At 64.3% G+C, this 19,513-nt stretch carries 14 protein-coding genes; 10 read left to right on the forward strand and 4 right to left on the reverse strand.

The features are described 5' to 3' along the window. Positions 1-263: 263 nt before the first annotated feature. A complete protein-coding gene (locus PPGU16_RS33095) occupies positions 264-614 on the reverse strand; it encodes a hypothetical protein (RefSeq protein WP_224031077.1) in 351 nt (116 codons plus the stop codon). Then, positions 611-1,585 carry a LysR family transcriptional regulator gene (locus tag PPGU16_RS33100; RefSeq protein ID WP_180726914.1) on the reverse strand — a complete coding sequence of 325 codons (975 nt, stop codon included), beginning with the start codon at positions 1,583-1,585 and terminating at the stop codon, positions 611-613. The genes PPGU16_RS33095 and PPGU16_RS33100 overlap by 4 nt, the downstream gene beginning before the upstream one ends. 587 nt (positions 1,586-2,172) lie before the next feature. Between PPGU16_RS33100 and PPGU16_RS33105 the strand changes: the two genes are divergently transcribed. The 4 genes from PPGU16_RS33105 to PPGU16_RS33120 all read left to right on the forward strand — a co-directional run bounded on the left by PPGU16_RS33105 (position 2,173) and on the right by PPGU16_RS33120 (position 7,825). Further along, positions 2,173-2,814, forward strand: a complete 642-nt coding sequence (locus PPGU16_RS33105) for an HD domain-containing protein (RefSeq protein WP_180726915.1) — start codon at positions 2,173-2,175, stop codon at positions 2,812-2,814. Positions 2,815-2,857: 43 nt separating this feature from the next. Beyond that, a complete protein-coding gene (locus PPGU16_RS33110) occupies positions 2,858-4,603 on the forward strand; it encodes an FAD-dependent oxidoreductase (RefSeq protein ID WP_180726916.1) in 1,746 nt (581 codons plus the stop codon). A 72-nt stretch (positions 4,604-4,675) separates the two neighbouring features. Continuing rightward, positions 4,676-5,668 carry an MBL fold metallo-hydrolase gene (locus PPGU16_RS33115; protein ID WP_180726917.1) on the forward strand — a complete coding sequence of 331 codons (993 nt, stop codon included), beginning with the start codon at positions 4,676-4,678 and terminating at the stop codon, positions 5,666-5,668. Positions 5,669-5,944: 276 nt separating this feature from the next. After that, positions 5,945-7,825, forward strand: a complete 1,881-nt coding sequence (locus tag PPGU16_RS33120; protein WP_243460756.1) for an ATP-binding protein — start codon at positions 5,945-5,947, stop codon at positions 7,823-7,825. A 21-nt stretch (positions 7,826-7,846) separates the two neighbouring features. Here the strand turns inward: PPGU16_RS33120 and PPGU16_RS33125 are convergent, their stop codons facing one another. Beyond that, positions 7,847-8,767: a LysR family transcriptional regulator gene (locus tag PPGU16_RS33125; RefSeq protein WP_180726918.1), complete on the reverse strand. Its 921-nt coding sequence runs from the start codon at positions 8,765-8,767 to the stop codon at positions 7,847-7,849. A gap of 231 nt (positions 8,768-8,998) precedes the next feature. On the opposite strand from PPGU16_RS33125, the gene PPGU16_RS33130 reads away from it, so the two are divergent. The 4 genes from PPGU16_RS33130 to PPGU16_RS33145 are packed head-to-tail and all read left to right on the forward strand — an operon-like array spanning position 8,999 to position 13,879. Continuing rightward, a complete protein-coding gene (locus PPGU16_RS33130; protein WP_180726919.1) occupies positions 8,999-11,182 on the forward strand; it encodes an FUSC family protein in 2,184 nt (727 codons plus the stop codon). Continuing rightward, on the forward strand, positions 11,179-12,669 hold the full coding sequence (locus tag PPGU16_RS33135) for an efflux transporter outer membrane subunit (protein ID WP_180726920.1): 1,491 nt from the start codon (positions 11,179-11,181) through the stop codon (positions 12,667-12,669). Before PPGU16_RS33130 ends, PPGU16_RS33135 begins: the two co-directional genes overlap by 4 nt. Then, positions 12,659-12,859 carry a DUF1656 domain-containing protein gene (locus PPGU16_RS33140; RefSeq protein ID WP_180726921.1) on the forward strand — a complete coding sequence of 67 codons (201 nt, stop codon included), beginning with the start codon at positions 12,659-12,661 and terminating at the stop codon, positions 12,857-12,859. Before PPGU16_RS33135 ends, PPGU16_RS33140 begins: the two co-directional genes overlap by 11 nt. A gap of 48 nt (positions 12,860-12,907) precedes the next feature. Next, positions 12,908-13,879 carry an HlyD family secretion protein gene (locus PPGU16_RS33145; RefSeq protein ID WP_180726922.1) on the forward strand — a complete coding sequence of 324 codons (972 nt, stop codon included), beginning with the start codon at positions 12,908-12,910 and terminating at the stop codon, positions 13,877-13,879. Here PPGU16_RS33145 and PPGU16_RS33150 read toward each other — a convergent pair. Beyond that, positions 13,876-14,829, reverse strand: a complete 954-nt coding sequence (locus PPGU16_RS33150) for an AraC family transcriptional regulator (protein WP_180726923.1) — start codon at positions 14,827-14,829, stop codon at positions 13,876-13,878. The genes PPGU16_RS33145 and PPGU16_RS33150 overlap by 4 nt on opposite strands. A 487-nt stretch (positions 14,830-15,316) precedes the next feature. Here PPGU16_RS33150 and PPGU16_RS33155 point away from each other — a divergent pair, with 487 nt between their 5' ends. Both PPGU16_RS33155 and PPGU16_RS33160 read left to right on the forward strand, forming a co-directional pair. Next, entirely contained in the window at positions 15,317-18,247 is a 2,931-nt protein-coding gene (locus PPGU16_RS33155; RefSeq protein WP_180726924.1) for an ATP-binding protein, read from the forward strand. A gap of 242 nt (positions 18,248-18,489) precedes the next feature. Next, positions 18,490-19,332, forward strand: coding sequence for an alpha/beta fold hydrolase (locus tag PPGU16_RS33160; protein ID WP_180726925.1), 843 nt, complete (start codon positions 18,490-18,492; stop codon positions 19,330-19,332). Positions 19,333-19,513 lie beyond the last annotated feature (181 nt).

The following is a 19,513-nucleotide window of genomic DNA, read 5'->3' on the forward strand; positions in this document are numbered from 1 at the left end:
TCAGTCGAACCAGTGTCATTGAGCGAATGATCGGGTCACGGAAACAAAGCGTCTTGCCTGTTTGCCCGCTGGTTTTATTTCCACACGGAGTTGCCTGACTGATTGCGAGGTGATCGAAGCTGCGAGCGATGGGTTTGATGCCTCGTTTTAGGGAGCAGCCAATAAAAACCGCGCTCGCCGTTCAACAGGATTGGAAAAGAAAGCGGGCGATTTGTCTGACACAAATCGCCCGCTTTTATCAGCGCGAAAACACGCTGCGCTGGTCACGTCCAGTACTTGTAATCGGTCACGTTCCGCTGATATCCATGGATGTCGCGATGTGCATGCCGGTCGCGCACCGGCTCGCCGAAACTGTCGAGCTTTTGCATCGCGGGCCGGGCGCGCGGGGGAACACGTTCCTTCCACGGCGTCGACACATCCGTAGCCGACACGGGTGTCGGCTTGCCGGCTTCCGTGGCCAGCCGTTCGAGCGGCAATTGCGCATTCGCGCCGACCACGAGAATTGCCTGCATCATGCCCGGCGCCTGATACGCACAGGTCGCGGCCAATGCGACGCTACACGCGGCAATCGCATAGCTGGGCCGGAAGAAAGGAAAGGCGAGGGTGCGCATCATGCATTCTCCATTACGCGCGCTATACGGCTGAAGGGTTGATGTGGGTGCTCGTTTAAAAGGCGGGTGTCGAGCGCTTCTTTCAGATGCGACGTCATGAAATCGATGAAGGTCTTGATCTTCGCGTCGATATGATGCCGGCTTGAATAAACGGCGAAAACGCTCGTATTTTGAAGGCGCGATTCGGGGAATAACTGAAGCAGCCTGCCATTGCGAATATCGTCGATCACGCAATGCACCGGCAATGCCGCGACGCCCGCGCCCGCCAGCGTCGCAATGCGGATCGCCTCGGTGTCGTTGATCGCGAACTGGCCGGCGCCTTCCTGACCCATCTGCTGTCCCAGCGGCTTCACGAGGCTGAGTTTCACGGGATGGCCGTTCGGCTCGATCCGGAACGGCATCGGCGTCAGCGCATGCTCGTCGAGGTCGCTTGCGGTTTCGATCCGATGCGTCTGAAGAAAGGCAGGGGAGGCGACCAGCACGCGCTCGCAATGACCGATCAGCTTGCAGACGTTGCGCGAGTCGGGCAGCGTCGGTGCGGCGACGATCGACACATCCACTTCGTCTTCGAGCAGATTCGCCATGCGCGGCAGAAACTTCAATTGCACGGCGACCGACGGAAAGCGCTTGCGATACTCGAGAATGGAATGCGTCAGTTGCGCGAGACCCAGATCGGTCACGCAGTGAATCCGCAGCGTGCCGCGTGCGCTGGTACGGGCATCGCCCGCTTCGGCTTCGGCGTCTTCGAGATCGGCGAGGATCTTCTTGCACTTCTGGTAGTAGCGCTCGCCCGGTTCCGTCAGCGAAACCTTGCGTGTCGTGCGTTGAAGGAGTCGCGCGTGCAGCTGGTCTTCGAGCGACGACACGGCGCGCGATACGCTGCCCGTGCTGCAGTTCATGTGCTCCGCCACCGCGCTGAAGCTGCCCGACTCGACGACGCGCGAGAAAATGCGCATGCTCAAGATCTTGTCCATGGAACCGTTCACCTCGTGCTGTCTGATCCGTTTTGTCTTGTGCGGAACACGTTCTTTTTCCGCTTGAGACAAAGATAGACCGAGGCGACGCAATGAACCATCGTACGTTGGGACGTCCGCTTAATCCAAGTAGTCAGGGCCTCATACGTTGGTATAGGGCGGCGGCCCCGATTCGATGCCGATACCCGATACGTTGCGCGCCGCTCGATGAATCGGTCCATGGAGCAATCACGCATTGCGCTGGACGCAACCAAAAAAACACGACAGCAGGCGTATGCTTCGTCGACCCGCGCAAGGCGGCGCTTTCAGGAAATTTAAAGGCCGAAACCGCGCTCGATGCGACCGCGCACACGGCTGGCAGCAATGTGTTTAGTCGAAACGCGATGTGTTTCGTGCTACGCGCCGCGCGATGCGGCGGGCATCTCAGCCCCTGAAAGAGACGCACATCCGGATTCGAAGCACGCGAATTTCTTCGCGTGTATTCAGGTTTTTTAATGCTTCGACAAAGTATTCTTCACTCCGCATTGCTACGCTGCACAGTGCATTGGAGCATATCGCCGGGCCTCATCCGGCGCGGAGGAGTGAACATGAACAAGAACATTGCCGGCGTCGACATCCCCGACGGCGCGCTGGCTCGCGCGGCTTTCGAGCATGTTCGCGGTGTCGAACCCGAGTTGTTGCTGCATCATGCGCTGCGCGTGTTTCTGTTCGCTGCGTTGATCGGTTGCAAGGAAGCGCTCGCATTCGATACGGAACTGCTGTACGTTGGCGCGCTGTTTCACAACGTCGGGCTGAACGAGCGGTATCGCCGGTCGCGGAACCGCTTCGAGATCGACAGCGCGAACGCGGCGCGCGAATTCCTGCGCAGTCATCGCGCCGACGAATCCGCCACGGCGCAGGTGTGGACCGCGATCGCGCTGCATACCACGCCAGGCATTCCCGAGCACATGTCGCCGCTCGTCGCGCTGGTCAGCGCTGGCGTGCAGATGGACGTGCGCGGCACGCGCTTTCACGAGTTCACGGCGCAGCAGCGCGACGCCATCGTGCACGCGTTTCCGCGCGAACGCGGCTTCAAGACGAAGCTGATCGAGATGTACGCGTGCGGCATGGAGCATCGGCCCGAAACGACGTTCGGCACGGTCAACGCGGACGTGCTCGACCGATGGGACCCGGACTACCGGCGCCTGAATTTCTGCGGGCTGGTGCTGGGATCGGAGTGGCCCAACTAGCGGCCACGCGCGTCAACACATTCAGTCAAGGCATAGCAAAGCAATGAGTACTCCGGCGATCAACACCCCGGCGCTTCTGTCCACCCAGCCCGATGCGGGCGCGCCGGATCTGGCGATGCCCTATTCGTCGCTGGAGTTCCGGCAGCATCAGATGTTTCCCCGCCTGTCCGCTGCGCAGATCGCGAGCCTGCGCCGCTTCGCGCAGCCGATGTCCTTCAAGTCGGGCGAGCTGATCTTCGAAACGGGGCGCATCGCGCTGGGGCTTTTCGTGCTGTTGCACGGCCGCGTGCGGATCTGTTCGCGCGACAGCCTCGGCCGCTCGACGCTCGTGACCGAACACGACGACGGCCATTTCATGGCCGAGATGGCGCAGCTGTCGGGCAAGCCCGCGTTGATCGACGGCATTGCGCTCACCGATTGCGAAACGCTCATGGTGTCGCCCGACAAGCTGCGCGCGTTGATCGTCGCCGACGCGCAACTCGGCGAGCACATCATGCGCGCGCTGATTTTGCGCCGGCTGGGGCTGATCGAGCAGGGTCTCGGGCCGATCATCGTCGGCAACGGCGACGATGCGCGCCTGATCAGACTGCAGGGCTTTCTGCGCCGCAACGCCTATCCCGCGATGGTGATCGACGCGCGTCACGATGCCGACGCCGCGACGCTGCTCGCCGGCATCACGACGGGCCCAGACGACTTTCCGCTGGTGTTCTGCCCGAACGGCTCCGTGCTGCGCGCGCCCGACGAAGCGCAGCTTGCGTCGTGCCTCGGCCTCGTGCCGACCTTCGAGCGCTCGCATATCTACGACGTCGCGATCGTCGGCGCGGGGCCTGCGGGACTCGCTGCCGCCGTGTATGCGGCTACGGAAGGTCTGTCGGTTGCCGTATTCGACCAGCGCGCGCCAGGCGGGCAGGCAGGCGCGAGTTCGCGGATCGAGAACTACCTCGGGTTTCCGACGGGCATCTCGGGCCAGGCGCTCGCCGCGCGCGCATTCCAGCAGGCGTTGAAGTTCGGCGCGCATCTGGCGATTCCCGGCAAGGTCACGTGTGTCGACAGCGAGGACGGCATTCATGGGTTGACGCTGCTCGACGGCCAGCGTGTCAACGCGCGCACGGTGGTCGTCGCGAGCGGCGCGGCGTATCGCAAGCCGGGCGTGGCGGGCTTCGACCGGTACGAAGGCAGCGGCATTTACTACTGGGCGTCTCCCATCGAGGCGAAGCTGGTCAAGGGGCAGGACATCGTGCTGATCGGCGGCGGCAACTCCGCTGGCCAGGCCACCGTGTTTCTCGCCAACTTCGCGCGCAGCATCCGCGTGCTGATTCGCGGCGCGGACCTGAACGCGAGCATGTCGAAGTATCTGATCGACCGGATCGGCTCGTTGCCGAACGTCTCGGTATGCACGCGTTGCACGCTGCAAGCGCTCGACGGCGATGAAGCGGGACTGACGCACGTCCACGTGCGGCGCGAAGACGAGGGTGACGAAACGATCGAAACGCGTCATCTGTTCCTGTTCATCGGCGCCGATCCGAAGACCGACTGGCTCATGTCGAGCGGTGTCGAACTGGATAGCCATGGCTTCGTCGTGACGGGCTTTGCGCGGCGCTCGCAGACGCATGGCGGCACGGGCATTCACTATCCGCTCGAAACCAGCTTGCCCGGCATGTTCGCGGTCGGCGACGTGCGCTCCGAATCGACCAAGCGCGTGGCGTCCGCCGTGGGCGACGGCGCGGCCGTCGTGAGCCAGATTCACGCTTATCTTGCGCACTGCCACGCGGCTGCACAGAACATTTAAGAACAATTAGCGGCCGCGATTCGACGGACTCGCTATGCTTCGGCGCATGTCGAAGCGAGTGAGAGAGTAACGATGATCCGTCTTCAGGTGTTGCGTGCAGCATGGCTGCGCGCTTCTTTGTTGTTGTCGTGTCTGTGCATCGCCGCGGGTTCGCCCATCGATACCCTGGCCGCCGCGCCGAAGGCCGGCATCCAGGCGCCCGGCTTCTACCGGATGACGGTGGGCGATTTCGAAGTGACGGCGCTTTCCGACGGCACGCATCCTTTTCCCATCGATTCCGTCGTTCAAGGGGTTTCGAAAGCGGATATCGCGCGCGATCTCGACCGCGAATTCCTGCAGCCGCCCGTGCAGGGTTCGATCAATGCGTTCCTCGTCAACACCGGTTCGAAACTCGTGCTCATCGATACGGGTGCCGGCGTGCTGTATGGCGACTGCTGCGGCAAGCTGATTGCGAATCTGCGCGCCTCGGGCTACCGTCCGGAAGACGTCGACGAAGTGCTGCTCACGCATCTGCACAAGGATCACGTCGGCGGAATCGTGTCGAATGGCGCGATGACGTTTCCGAATGCCATCGTTCGCACCAGCAAAGCCGAAGCCGACTACTGGCTCGACCCCGCGAACAAGGCGAAAGCCCCCGCGTTTCTCGGCAGTTTCTTCGATGCCGCGAGCGCATCCGTCGCGCCCTATGTCGCGGCAGGGCGCTTCAAGCCGTTCAGCGGCAACGACGTGGCCATCGAGCCCGGCATTCGCGCGCTGGTCATACCGGGGCATACGCCGGGGCACAGTGCCTATGTGATCGGGAGTGCGTCGCAACGGCTGCTCGCGTGGGGCGATATCGTGCATGTGGCTGCGATCCAGTTGCAAGACCCCGATGCATCCGTCGAGTACGACAGCGATGCCCACGCCGCGCAACACGCGCGACGCGAGATGCTGGATCTTGCTGCCGAACGGCGCGATCTCGTCGCGGCGGCGCATATCGCGTTTCCCGGTCTCGGGCATATCCGCAAGGATGGCGCGACGTATCAGTGGGTGCCCGTCAACTACGACGCTGCGCCAGGCCGATGAGGTGTCGCGTTTCGCCACCACGCTTTCGCTTTGACGAGGGCGGCACGCCTGACCCATCGCAACCGATGAACTCACAACAACGGCTTCAAAATTTTTGAACAGATCGTTCGGATTTTTCCACCCATGCATCAGCCGCGCCGTTCTAGACTGCCAAGCACATCAACCGGTATGCAGCATGCAACGCATTGTGTCTTGCTCTATCCGAGACTCCTCTCGACTACGAATCAGCGGCGCACGCCGTGAAGCGTTGCGCGCGCCTGCCTGCGCGATTCGCTCATGACCCGCGTCGGACCACTCGACATCGATTTCGCACGCCGTGAAGCGCGCGTCGACGGCATGACGGTGCGCATCGGGAATCGTGCGTTCGACATACTCGAATTGCTGATCGAGGCGCAGGGCGGGCTGGTGTCGAAGGAAACGATTCTGGAGCGCGTGTGGCCGGACACGGTGGTCGGCGACAACAATCTTCAGGTGCACATGTCGGCGCTGCGCAAGCTGCTCGGCGACAGCCGCGACCTCATCAAGACGATCGCGGGGCGCGGCTACCGGCTGGTGGGTTCTGTTTCATTCGTGCAGCACCACGATCACGCCGCGGCTTCGGACGACGCGCGACACGCGCTCGCGCAAAGCGCCGTGCCGAACAATCTGCCCGCGTGTGGCTCCGTGCTCGTCGGCCGCGATGAAGCGACGGCGCATGTCAGTGCCGTGCTGCGCAGCGCGCGTCACATGACGCTCGTCGGCTCGGGCGGGATCGGCAAGACGCGCGTCGCGGTCGAGGTCGCGCGCCGCCTGCTGGAGCATGCGCCTGGCGGCGTCTATTTCGTGTCGCTGGGTTCGGCGTCGGACCCGGGCAGTGTGCTGGCGACGATCGCGTCCGTGATCGGCGTACCGCCCGGAGGCGGCTGTTCGACCCGCGAGCGCATTGTCGAAACGATCGGCGAGCGGCGCATGCTGATCGTGCTCGACGGCTGCGAACATGTGATCGACGTGGCCGCGCAGCTTGCGAACCATCTGCTGAACGCCTGTCCGCGCTTGCGCATCCTGTCGACGAGCCGCGAGCCGTTGCGCATTCCGTCTGAATCGCTGTACTGGGTGCCCGCGCTCGACGTGCCCGAACCGAACGACGATACGCCGCGCGTGCGCCGCTGCAGCGCCGTGAGCCTGTTCCTGATGCGCGCCCGCGCGATCGACGCCCGCTTCGCCGCCGACGACGCGAGCCTTCACGTGACGGGCATGGTATGCCGGCGGCTCGACGGCATACCGCTGGCAATCGAACTCGCCGCGGCCCGCGCCGCGCTGCTCGGCATCGACACGCTGGCCGCGCATCTCGACGACCGCTTCGGCATGTTGACGGGCGGCACGCGCACCGCGTTGCCGCGCCACCAGACGCTGAAGGCGACCCTCGACTGGAGCCATGCGCTGCTCGACGAAGCCGAACGCAAGACCTTGCGCCGTGTCGGCATTTTTGCGGACCGCTTTCCGCTCGAAGCCGCGATTGCGATCGCGAGCGATCATGAAACACGGGAACTCGATGTCGTCGCGGCGATGGCGGCGCTGGTGGAGAAGTCGCTGGTGGTCGCGAGCACCGGGCCCGGCACTGCGTCGTTCCGGCTGCTCGAAACGACGCGCATGTACGCGCTGCAAAAGCTCGACGACAACGGCGAGCGGCGCATCGTCGCGTTGAATCACGCGCGTTATCTGTCTACGGTGATCGACGGCAACGCGCGCGCTGCCGGTCGATGCGCGGGTGAACGCTGGCGCAGCGGCCTGCCCGCTCTGCTCGACGAGGTACGCGCGGCGCTCGGCTGGGTGCTGTCCGATGATGGCGACGAAGCATTGCGCGAAACACTGGCCGTCCATGCCGTGTTTCTGTTCTACGAACTGTCGCTGATCGACGAGTGCTGCAAATGGGCGCGGCGCGCGCTTGCTGCCATTGCACCTGCGGACGAATCCGCGCCTGCGTCGTCACGCCAGCGCGCGCGGCTGCGGCTGCTCGCGGCGCTGGGTGCGGCGCTCGTGCTGATGCACGGCCCCAACGCGGAAACGCATGCGATCTGGAGAGAAGTGCTGATGTCGGCGAAAGCGTGGAGCGACGGGCAGTACGTGGACACGGGGAGCAGACTGATCGACGCCACGCCCTTGCAAAAGTACGCGTAGCGCCTCGCGTCGTTCGATGCGTCAGCTCATGGCCACGAGCCGTTGCGCGACGTCGTCGATCAGGTCCGGCCGGTCGAGTTGATCGACCCACCAGCGCAGCGCCTTGCCGGCTTCGTCGTCGCGCCACGCGAGATAGAACTGCGTGACGGAGCGCATCCCCGACACTTCCTTGCGCACCAGTTGCCCGCGATTCAACGGCCCCGCGGCGATACATTCGGGCACCGTGCCCACGCCGAGGCCGCGAATCTGCGCAGCGAGCTTGGTTTCGAGCGTCGGCACCGTCAGCACTTCCTGATTGGCGCCGAGCCCGATGGTGCGCGGCGTGAGCTTGCGTGACGTGTCGCTGATCGCGACCGCGCGGTGACGCGCGACAGCGTCCATCGTCAACGGCTCGGTTGCCGATGCGAGCGGATGGCTGGGCGCGATCACGAACGCATGCTGCAACGAGCCGATCGGCTTCGCGATGAGGTTCGCGATGGGCGGCGGCTCGCCCGCCGCGCCGACGACGAGGTCCGCGCGTCGCGTGATCAGCGCGTCCCATGTGCCGCCCAGCGTTTCTTTCGACAGCAGCAGCCGGGTGCCGAGATGGAGCTTGTAGAACTCGGTGACGTGCGGCCAGATCAGATCGAACGGAATGATTTCATCGATGGCGACGCGCAGTTCCGATTCCCAGCCATGCTCGATGCGCTTCGCTTTCTGTTCGAGTTCGCGCGCGGCCGCGAGCAGACGCCGGCCATCTTCGACGATGACGCGGCCCGCATGTGTGAGTTTTGCGCGGCGGCCCGTGCGCTCGAACAGCTTCACGCCGAGATCGACTTCCAGCTTCTGAACCAGATACGTCAACGACGAGGGCACCTTGTGCAGCTCTTCGGCCGCGGCTGCGAACGTGCCTGTGCGATCGATTGCATCGAGCGCTTGCAGGACTTCAAACGAGAGGTTCATGAATGGCGTAGCGAGGAGTGTGTGAATGCGTTATCGCTCATAGCATGAAGGTGTGTTGGCATTCGCGCAATACGTGATTCCTATTGCTGGTCGAATGCAGGCATGAACGTGCAATTCGGCAATCGACACGACCCCGTTTCACGCAAACTCAAAGCCTTCAACGTACGCGTATTGCGCGCTTCTTTGCGAAGCGAAGCCGATGCCGTACCGATCGCAAGAAACGGAACCCCTATGAATGTCGATGCAGGCATCGCGGCATGGCCGCGATGGCGTGACGAACTCAGGCAATACTGGAGCGACGATTATCCGCGCTTCAGGCATGTCGCCAAGGTCGCGATTGCCGCGACGCTCGCGATGGGCCTGTGCATGCGTCTCGAACTGCGCGGGCCAGGCACGGCGATGGTGTCGTGCATCGTCGTGTTGATGTTCCAGCAAAGCGGCATGGTGATCGCGCGCGGTTTCTATCGCGGGCTCGGCATGGTGTGCGGCAGTCTCGCGGGGCTGGTGCTGGTGTCGCTGTTCTCGCAGGCGTCGTGGCTCTTTTTGCTGATGCTCGCCGCGTGGATCGGGCTGTGCGTGTTCGGCTCGTCGTACTTCCGCAACTTCCAGTCGTATGGCTTTCTGCTGACGGGCTACGCGACTGCGATCACGTCGCTGCCAACCTTGTCGAATCCTTATGGCGTGTTCGACAACATCGTTTATACGATCAGCGAAGTGGTGATCGGCGTCGCATGCGCGAGTCTCGTCAGCGCGCTGATTCTGCCGCGTCGCGTGGCGCCCGATCTGTACGCGGCAAGCACCAACAATCTGGGTCATCTGTTCGCGGCCAGTCACACGCTGCTCGGCGCGGCACTGCCGAAGGACGGCTTCGGCACGATGCTCGATTTGCTGCGCGAGCGCGCGAACGTGCAAAGCCTGCGTGCCGGCGCCGTGTTCGAAGACCCGTCGATCCGCCTGCAGCATCATGCATTCATCAAGCTCGATGCGAGCTTCGTCGATACGCTCGCGTCGGCACACGCGCTGCATCAGGTGATCGCGCAGGCATCGGTCGAGGCCAGTGCGCGCGCGATGCGCGCGGCCAATCAGCTGATCGGCTCGCTTCTCGCGATCGTGCCCAATGGCATTGCGCCGGGTGCGTCGCCGGAGCGACAGGTGGACGCGCTGTCGGACCCGCTTGCCGGCTTCGAGCGGTCATTGAAAGGACGGATCGATGCCGCGCTGAAGGAACTGGAAGGCGAACCCGCATGCCAGCGCGTCTTCATCGAAATGACGGGCGCGGCGTTGCACGGCTTCGTCGGCAATCTGCGCGAACTGTGCCGCAGTTTCGTGGAGGCACGCCGTGCCGACCAGCGGCCCTGGCAGCAATCGGTGCTGCGTCTGATCACGCATATCGACAGCACGCGCGCCACCTCGAATCGTGCGGCCGCGATCCTCAACGGCATGCGCGCGGCGGCGGCCGTGCTGTCGGTGGGCGCGATGTGGCTGGCGTCGGGCTGGGTCGGCGGATCGAGCGCGCTGGTGTCCGTCGCGATCGTGAGCGCGCTGTTCACGCTCGCGCCCGATCCCGTTGTCGCAAGCTGGCAGATGTTTTGCGGCTGCGTTGCCGGTGCGATCACAGGCTTCTTCATCGCGTTCTTCGTGTTCCCGCTGTTCGACAGTTTTCCGTTGCTCGCGGCGTGCATGGCGTTCCCGATCGTCGTCAGCAGCTATCTGAATACGTTTCCGAAGACTGCGACGCTCGGTCTCGGCTTTGGCGTGTTCTTCTGCTACACGGTCAACATCGCGAACCCTGTTACGTATCATCCCGCCGGGTTTCTCGACACGGCCTTCGGTCTGTCGCTCGGCATCGCCGCAGCAGCCGTCGCGTTTTCGACGATCGTGCCGCTGGCGGGCGACTGGATTTCACGGCAATACCTGAAGCAGATCCGCTCGCTGGTCACGAAGTCCGCGCGCGACGACGACCTCGAAGACCTCTCACATCGTTTCGAGTCTGGCATGCGCGGCTTCATCATGCGGATCGCGTCGGCGCCTGCCGGGGAACGCGTGGATTCGACGCGGCTCGTCGCGTCGGCGTTCGCGGCGCTCGAAGTGGGGCGCGCGATGATCGCGATACGCAGGGACACGGCGCGTGTGGCCGCACGTTTGCCGGACGACTGGCGCGCGCTTCAGCGCGAGTGGCTCGACGCGATGGCCGAGGTGTTTTCCGCCGCGACCGCAGAGGCAAGAGACCACGCGATGAGCGCGACGCAGCAGGTCAAACGCGCGCTGTCGCATGTCGATCTCGACGACACGACGGCCGATGCACTGATCGCCAGACGGATGCGCCGGCTCATGCATTTCACCGAGCTGATGTTGAAGGACGACACGCTGCCGTTGTGGCAGACGTCGGCGGCTTCGAATGGAGTATCGGCATGAAGCAGCGCGTCTCCTTCCTCAACGCGGCGGGCCGCGCGCTTTCGACAGCGGCGCTGTGTGTGCTGCTGTGTTCGTGCATCAATAGCGGCGGCATCCGTCCGCACGAAACCGAATTGAATCCGGCCTCGCTCGATCCCGGCAACGCGATCCGCACGACACGCCAGGATGCCGCCTGGCCCACTGACGACTGGTGGAGCACATGGAACGATCCGCAACTCGACGCGCTCGTCAAGGACGCGACGGCGGGCAATCCCGGCCTGAAGGAAGCGCAGGCGCGCATCGACAACGCCAGGTTCCAGGCACAGGTCGCGGGCGCGGCCGAGTTGCCGCAAGTCAACGCGTCGGGCGACTTCGAACGCCAGCGCTTCGCGCGTTATACGACGCCTGCGCCGCCCGGCGGCACGACGGTCTGGAACAACAGCGCAACGGCGGGTCTTTCGTACGATCTCGACCTGTGGGGCAAGAACCGCGCGATCCGTGAAGGCGCGCTCGATGCCGTGCAGGCCTCGGTTGCCGACGACCGTTTTGCCGTGGTCGAACTGCAGACAGCCGTGGTGCGCGCCTACGTGCAGCTCGCGCTGCAATACGCGCTGCTCGACGCCGATCAGGCCGTGCAGCAAGAGGAACAGCACACGCTCGACATCGCGAAGCGCCGTCTCGACGCGGGCATCGGCAGCCGTCTCGAAGTGTCGCAGGCCACGACGCAAGCGGCCATGAGCGTGACGAAGGTTCAGGAAACGCAGCAGCAGCTTGCGTTGGACCGCATCGATCTCGCCGCGCTGGCAGGCAAGGGCGCCGGTTACGGCGATACGCTCAAACGCCCGGCGCTCGCGCTGAATGTGCCGATCGCGTTGCCCGCGTCGCTGCCCGTCGATCTGATCGGCCATCGGCCCGATATCGTCGCGCAGCGCTGGCGCGTGCTCACGACCGAAAAAGGCATGGCGGCCGCGCATGCCGCGTTCTACCCGAACATCAATTTGCTCGCTACAGCATCGCTGGGATCGGCGGCGACCTTCGGCGGATTCTTCAACCTGTTGAGCAGCAACGGCGCGGGCCATAGCCTGGGCGCGGCCATTTCGCTGCCGATCTTCGACGGCGGGCGGCTGCGCGGCGAGTACGGCGTGGCCGTGTCGGACCGCGACGCCGCCGTCGATGCCTACAACGCGGCCATCGTCGCCGCGATGCGCGGCGTCGCGGCGCAGGTCACGTCGCTGCAAGCGCTCGACGGGCAACAGGCGTCGACGCAAAGCACGCTCGATGCGGCGCGCGACGCCTACCGGCTTGCGGAGTCGGGCTATCGAAACGGCATCACGGAGTTTCTGAACGTGCTCGCTGCGCAGAACGCGCTGCAGGAGCAGCAAGAACAGCTCGCCGACGTCGAGGCTAAACGGCTCGACGCGTGGGCGTTGCTGATGAAAGAACTGGGCGGCGGTTTCGCCGCGACGGCAGCCGACCGCGCTGCCATGGAGCCTGACGATGCCCGCTGAAATCGAATTCTGTTCGTTCCTCGTGCCGTATCTGCTGCCGGTGCTGATCGCTTGTGTCGTGGTCTTCGTGATGCTCGATCTGCTGTTCGCGCGGCTCGGCGTCTATCGGTATGCATGGCACCCCGGGCTGTTCCGGGTCGCGCTGTTCGCCGCGATGTTCAGCGGCGTCTCGCTGCTGGTGCGTGGATGACGCGGCCATGAACGCCCCCTGTCGAAACGAATCCGCTTGCCAATAAAAATGACGATCAAACCGCAATCCTTCCTGCGCGCGCTCTTCACGGTGACGATCCTGCTGATCGCGCTGGTGCTGGTGCGCCTGCTGTGGGTCAACTACATGTACTCGCCATGGACGCGCGATGGCCGCGTGCGCGCCGACGTGATCGACGTGGCGACCGATGTGTCGGGGCTCGTCAGCGAAGTGCGCGTGAAGGACAACCAGTACGTGCATCGCGGCGACGTGCTGTTCGTGCTCGATCCTTATCGCTTCAATTACGCTGTCGCGCAGGCCGATGCCGACATCGCGCGAGCCCAGGCCGAGATGGCGCGCGCGAAGGCGCAGGTGGCGGAAGGCGCGTCGCGCGACCAGATGAAGCGCGAGCAGGCGGCGCGCCGCGCGAACCTCGCGGGCGACGTGATCTCCGACGAAACCCGCGAAGATGCCGTCTCCGCTGCGAGCCAGTCGGATGCCGCCTACCGTGCCGACATCGCCGCCTATAGCGCCGCCGAGGCGCTGTACAAAGCCGCCGTCGTCGAGCAGCAGACGGCGCAGCTCAATCTGACGCGCAGCGTGGTGAGAGCGCCCGCCGACGGCTATATCACCAATCTGAATCTGTGGCCGGGGGACTATGCGACGGCGGGCGCAGCGAGGATGGCGCTGATCGACGCGCACTCGTTCTGGGTCTACGGCTATTTCGAGGAAACGAAGATTCCGCGCGTGCAGGTCGGCGACCGCGCGGTGGTGCGCCTGCTGTCGGGCGGCGTCGACATTCAGGGGCACGTGGACAGCATCTCGAGCGGCATCGCCGACCGCGACAATCCGACCAGCGGCAACGACCTGCTGGCGGACGTGAACCCGATCTTCACATGGGTGCGGCTCGCGCAGCGGGTGCCCGTGCGCGTGCATCTGGACAGTGTGCCGGCGGGGATGCACCTCGCGGCGGGCATGACGTGCACCGTCACGTTGCTGCCCGGCAAGCGGGTGCCTTCTTAAGCGCGGTCCTGAGCGATGTCCAGATGGGCGGCGATCTGGCGGCCCGCTGCGCGCCGCCAGGCGCCCGGCGACGTGCCCGTTGCCTTCAGGAACAGGCGGCTCAGATGGCTCTGGTCCGCGAAGCCGCAAAAGCTCGCGATTTCGGTGAGCGTCAGATCGGTGGCTTCGATCAGTTGCCGCGCTTCGCCGACGCGTTGTTCGAGCAGCCATTGATGCGGCGTGCGGCCCGTGGCGCGGGAAAACGCCCGGATGAAATAGCCGCGCGACAGGTTGCATTCGCTGGCGACATCGGCGATGGACGCGCCTTGCCGCGATCGCTCGATCAGCAATTCTTTGGCGCGTGCCTCATGGGCGTGAGACAGCGCGCCTTTGGTGCGAGGCCGGCGATCGCGCAGATTGCCGTAGCGCTGCGCAAGGTGCGTGCCGACGATCACGCCCATCTGCTCGGCGAACAGCGAATCGATGGCGCCGTAGTGGGCGAGGTTGCTGTCCAGCGCACGCGCGAGATGACCGAGCACCGGGTCTTTCTGTTCGACCGCGCAGGTCAGCCCGTCGATGCCGGGGCCGCCGTGTTCGTCGCTGAGTCGTGTGAAGAATGCACGCGATAATTCGACCAGCACGAAGTCGAAATTCCCATATAGATCAGCGCGATAATCTTCTGAGAAATCGCGGATATAAATAGAATCCGCTTCAAACCGTTTGACGATGCGTCGCTCGCCGTTAAAAATATTCCGCCGATGCCCGCTGTTCAGCGATATACCGACCAGAAAACCCCGGTCGGATGCGGGCATGGCGACGCGATCCAGATGCGCTTCGTCCATGCACTTGCGATAGAAGCGGATGTCGCCAATATCTAATTCGATATCTTTGCGTAATTTGCTCGACACACATCCAAGCATGTCCTTTGGCGTGGGAGGCGCGGCTGCTGCGGGATGTGCGTAAGTCGACATGAGCAACGTCCTCAATTCATGCACCGCCTGCGAAACTTAGTCCGGCCAGTTTACACGGAAGCGACTGGCGATAAATATTCAAAAAACAGGCGGGTGGCATTTATGGTTTTATCGCGCGTCGATTCACGCCGTTTCAGGAGGCGCGTATTTTGGCGGAATTTGCCGTCGTTCGGGGCTTGACGTCCGGGCTATGTACCAGATGTGATGCCGTCCTCATAACGGTAAAAAAGACCGCACAAATTCAATGCAGGTCACTATTATTCAAGACACGCCGTTACGGCATGTTTACAATTCGAACGCATTTCTCTCTTAGCCAGTCCATTTGCGTGATCGACACAGCCCAATCTTTGAGCAGCGTCGCGGCGCGATGCGCGCAAGCCAATAGCCACGCACGCTGCGAAAGATTGGCGCACACGATCTTCGACCTTCAACCAGGTGCACATCTTCGTTCGATCGAATTCGCGATCAGCATTTCCTGGAGGCGGCCATGATTCAGATCGGCACATTGCTCGTCAATTTCGAACAGCGAGAGATTCGTCAGCACGGCCGTTCGGTGCGGGTTGGCGCACGTGCCTTCGACATACTCGAAGTGCTGTATCGCGCGGACGGCGGCATCGTGTCGAAGGACGCCATCATGGACGCCGTGTGGCCGGGCTCGATCGTCGAGGAGAACCGGCTGCAGGTCCATATCGCCGCGTTGCGCAAGCTGTTCGGCGCCGACCGCGAACTCATCAAGACCGTGCCGGGACGTGGCTATCTGCTCGTCTCGGAGAGCCGTCATGCGCGAGCGCCGGAGCGGCAGGGCGGGCAGTTCGCGAACGGCGGCGGGCTGCCTGCCTGCGCCGCGACGCTGGTTGGGCGTCAGGGCGAAGTCGCGCAGATCGTCGAGCGGCTTCGCGATGCGTCCGTCGTCACGCTGGTCGGTGCGGGCGGGATCGGCAAGACCTGTCTGGCCGTCCACGTCGCGCGAGCCATGCGCGAGACCGTCAGCGAGCATTCCCGCGAGCCGGTCTGCTTCGTCGAACTCGCCAAAGCCTCGACGCGCGACACCGTGCTTAAGGCGCTCGCGGGCGCATTGCGGATCGATGCATCCGATGAATACCTGACCCAGGAAAGCCTCGCCGACGTCATCGCCGCCGCGCCGTGCGTGCTCGTGCTCGACAATGCCGAGCACGTGATCGACGTGGTTGCGAGTCTCGTCGAAGCGCTGGCCGCGCGCAGTCCCGCGCTGCGCGTGCTCGTGACGAGCCGCGAGCCGCTGCATATCTGGGCCGAGTCCGTGTTTCGCATCGAGCCGCTGGCCGTGCCCGCAAGCGGTGCATCGGTCGATGCAATCCTCGCGCATTCGGCCGTCGAACTGTTCCTGAGCCGCGCGAAGTCGGTTGCGCCCGAATGTGGTGCAGATGACAACGCGATCCGTCTGGTCGGCGAAATCTGCCGGCGGCTCGAAGGTTTACCGCTTGCTATCGAACTGGCCGCCGCACGCGTGGCGACACTCGGCGTCGAAGGCGTGGCGTCGCGCCTGGACGACCGTCTGAACCTGCTGACGGGCGGCCTGCGCTCCGCGCTGCCGCGTCATCAGACCTTGCGCGCGACCTTCGACTGGAGCTACGCGCTGCTCGACACGACTTCACGTATGTTGTTCAGGCGGCTCGGCTTCTTTGCCGGCGCCTTCACGTTCGATGCCGTCTGCACGGTCGCGACCGAGCCGGACATGCCGATCGCCTCCGTCATTTCGAGCCTGAGCGAACTGGCCGCCAAGTCGCTGTTGAGCGTCGAGTTCTGCGGCGCGATCGCGCAATACCGGCTGACGGAATCGACGCGTGCGTATGCGATGGAGAAGCTGCGCGACGAAGGCGAACTGCAGCGCATCGCGACGCGTCACATGCACTATCTGCAGGAGCGGATCGAGCACGGCAAGCTGTCGGTCAGCGGTGCCGCGCAGGGTCTCGCGGCTGCCGAGCCGCGTCTTGCGCTCGACGACGCGCGCGCCGCATTCGAATGGGCGTTCTCGCCGGGCGGCAATCCCGCGCTCGGCGTCGCGCTGACGGGCTCGCTAGTGGGGACGCTGCTGCAAGGCCCGCTGCTGCACGAATGCTACGAGCGCTCGGGGCGCGCGCTGGCCGCGCTCGATGCACTGCCGCCCGGTTCCGTCGATACGCTGTGTGAAATGCGCCTGTGTTCCGCGTACGCGTCGACGCTGCTGCACACGGGCGGCGCAGTGCGCGAGGCGGGGCCGTTGTGGAAGCGCGTGCTGGTGCTCGCGCGCCAGGCACACGACGATGCGTTCGAGGCGCGCGCGCTGTGGGGCGCCTGGAACTCGATGCTCGCATCGTCGGACATTCACGCGTCGTTCCGCTTCGCGACCCGCTTCCAGGCGTTTGCGGAACGCTGCGGCACGCCGTGGCAGCAGATTCTCGCCGCCGAAATGATCGCCGTGTCGCTGCATTGCTTCGGCGAGCATGAGCAGGCGCGCGTGCGGCTGGAGCGGGCAATCGCCGCGCTGACCGAACTCGGGCCGATCGCGCCCGGCAGCCTGGGCGTCGCTGTCGATCCGTTCACGTTCGGCAACGGCACGCTGGCGCGGATCGTATGGCTGCAAGGGCATCCCGAACGGGCGATGCAACTGGTCGAGAACGTCGTCAATTCGATCCGGCCTGACATGCTGGAGCCGTCGCTGAGTCACCTGCTTGCCGTCGTTGCCGTGCCGTTGGCGCTGCAATGCGGCGAGCTCGAAACGGCCGCGCGCTATCTGGTCGTGCTGCGCTCGCAGGTCGCGTTGAACCGCTTCGAGATCTGGCAGGCGTACGGGGAGTGTCACGCGGGACACCTCGACATTTTGCAAGGGCACCCGCACGCCGGCCTGATGAAGCTCGAACCCGCGCTGCAACGGCTGTTGTCGTGCGGCTTCCGGCGTGTGCTGACGCCCGTTCTCGCCGTCTGCGCCGAAGCGCTGGCGAGAACGGGGCGCATCGCCGAAGCGCGCTCGAAGCTCGACGCGGCGCTCGAGTTCTGCAACGCGCATGGCGAGCATTTCTTTATCGCAGAGTTGCAGCGCGTGATGGGCGTGACGGCGCTGGAGCAATCGCGGGTGATCCAGTCGAACGGTCGCGTGTCGATCGCCGACGAGTTCGAAACGGAAGGGCGCCGCCATCTGCTCGACGCGATGCAGACGGCCAGAGAGCAACATGCGCCGATGCTCGAACTGCGCGCCGTGCTGAACTTCGCGGACCATCTGCTCGAACGGGGCGAGACGGCGCGGGCGGCTTCGCTGCTGACCGATGTGTCGACGCGCGTCGACCTGCAATCGAACGCACCCGATATCAGGCGGCTGGCGGCGCTTCTGCAGATGACGCACGCGTCACGCCTATCGGTCGATACCGCTAGCGGCCAGCCGGCGATGGCCAGCGACCTTTAACGCACACGGTCACCGGCGTTCGAATCCGCCTGAAAACTTCTTAATCTCCGCAGACGGGCGCTCGCGGCTATAGCGCGCGCCTGTCGAAGCCGTCATGTCATCAGGCGCACAAGGTTCCGTTCAGGACGTTTAAGCCGCGCATCAGGACTTTGACCGCGCGCCTCGCTATGCTCCGTCTCTTCCAACACCAGACGCTCGCCGCGCAAGCGTGCGCGAAGCGATGCAACGACGGAGAACAAAGGATGAACGCGCACAACCAGCGTGACAACTTCGTGAAGGCTAAGGACGGCACGGACATCTTCTTCAAGGACTGGGGCACGGGCACGCCCGTGGTCTTCTCGCACGGCTGGCCGCTGTCCGCCGACGCGTGGGACCCGCAGATGCTGTTCCTCGTGAACCAGGGCTATCGCGTGATCGCGCACGACCGTCGCGGGCATGGCCGTTCGGGCCAGGCGTCGGGCGGCAACGACATGGACACCTACGCGGACGATCTCGCCGCGGTGCTCGATGCGCTGGACGTGACGAACGCCATGCTGGTCGGCCATTCGACGGGCGGCGGCGAAGTCGCGCATTACATCGGCCGTCATGGCTCGAAGCGTGTCGCGAAGGCCGTGCTGATCGGCGCCGTGCCGCCGCTGATGCTGAAGACGGCCGACAACCCGGGCGGCCTGCCGATGTCGGTGTTCGACGGCATTCGCGCGGGCGTCGCCGCCAACCGCTCGCAGTTCTTCCTCGACCTCGCGACGCCGTTCTACGGGTTCAACCGTCCCGACGCGCAGGTCTCGCAAGGGCTGATCGAGGACTTCTGGCGCCAGGGCATGGCGGGCTCGATCAAAGGCCAGTACGAGTGCATCAGGCAGTTCTCCGAGGTCGACTATACGGACGACCTGAAGAAGATCGACGTGCCCACGCTCTTCCTGCATGGCGACGACGATCAGATCGTGCCTATCGACGCCTCGGCGAAGCCTGCTTCCAGGCTGGTGAAGAACGCGACGCTGAAGGTCTATGCCGGCGCGCCGCACGGCATGTGCAGCACGCATGCCGAGCAGGTGAACGCCGACCTGCTGTCGTTCCTGAAGCAGTAAGCAGCCGGGTATTTGCGTCGCGCGCATGGCCGCGCGCGGCGCCAGGCATCGAGAACGCCGCCCGTCAGGCATGCCGGGCGGCTTTTGTTCGTTGTACACTGCTTCGCAGTCGGTCCCGCTTGTCGTATCGTCCTGTCATGGCTGCAATCGTCACGGCCATATGGGAAGCAGCATCGTATCG

Source organism: Paraburkholderia largidicola (assembly GCF_013426895.1).
GTDB classification, from domain to species: domain Bacteria; phylum Pseudomonadota; class Gammaproteobacteria; order Burkholderiales; family Burkholderiaceae; genus Paraburkholderia; species Paraburkholderia largidicola.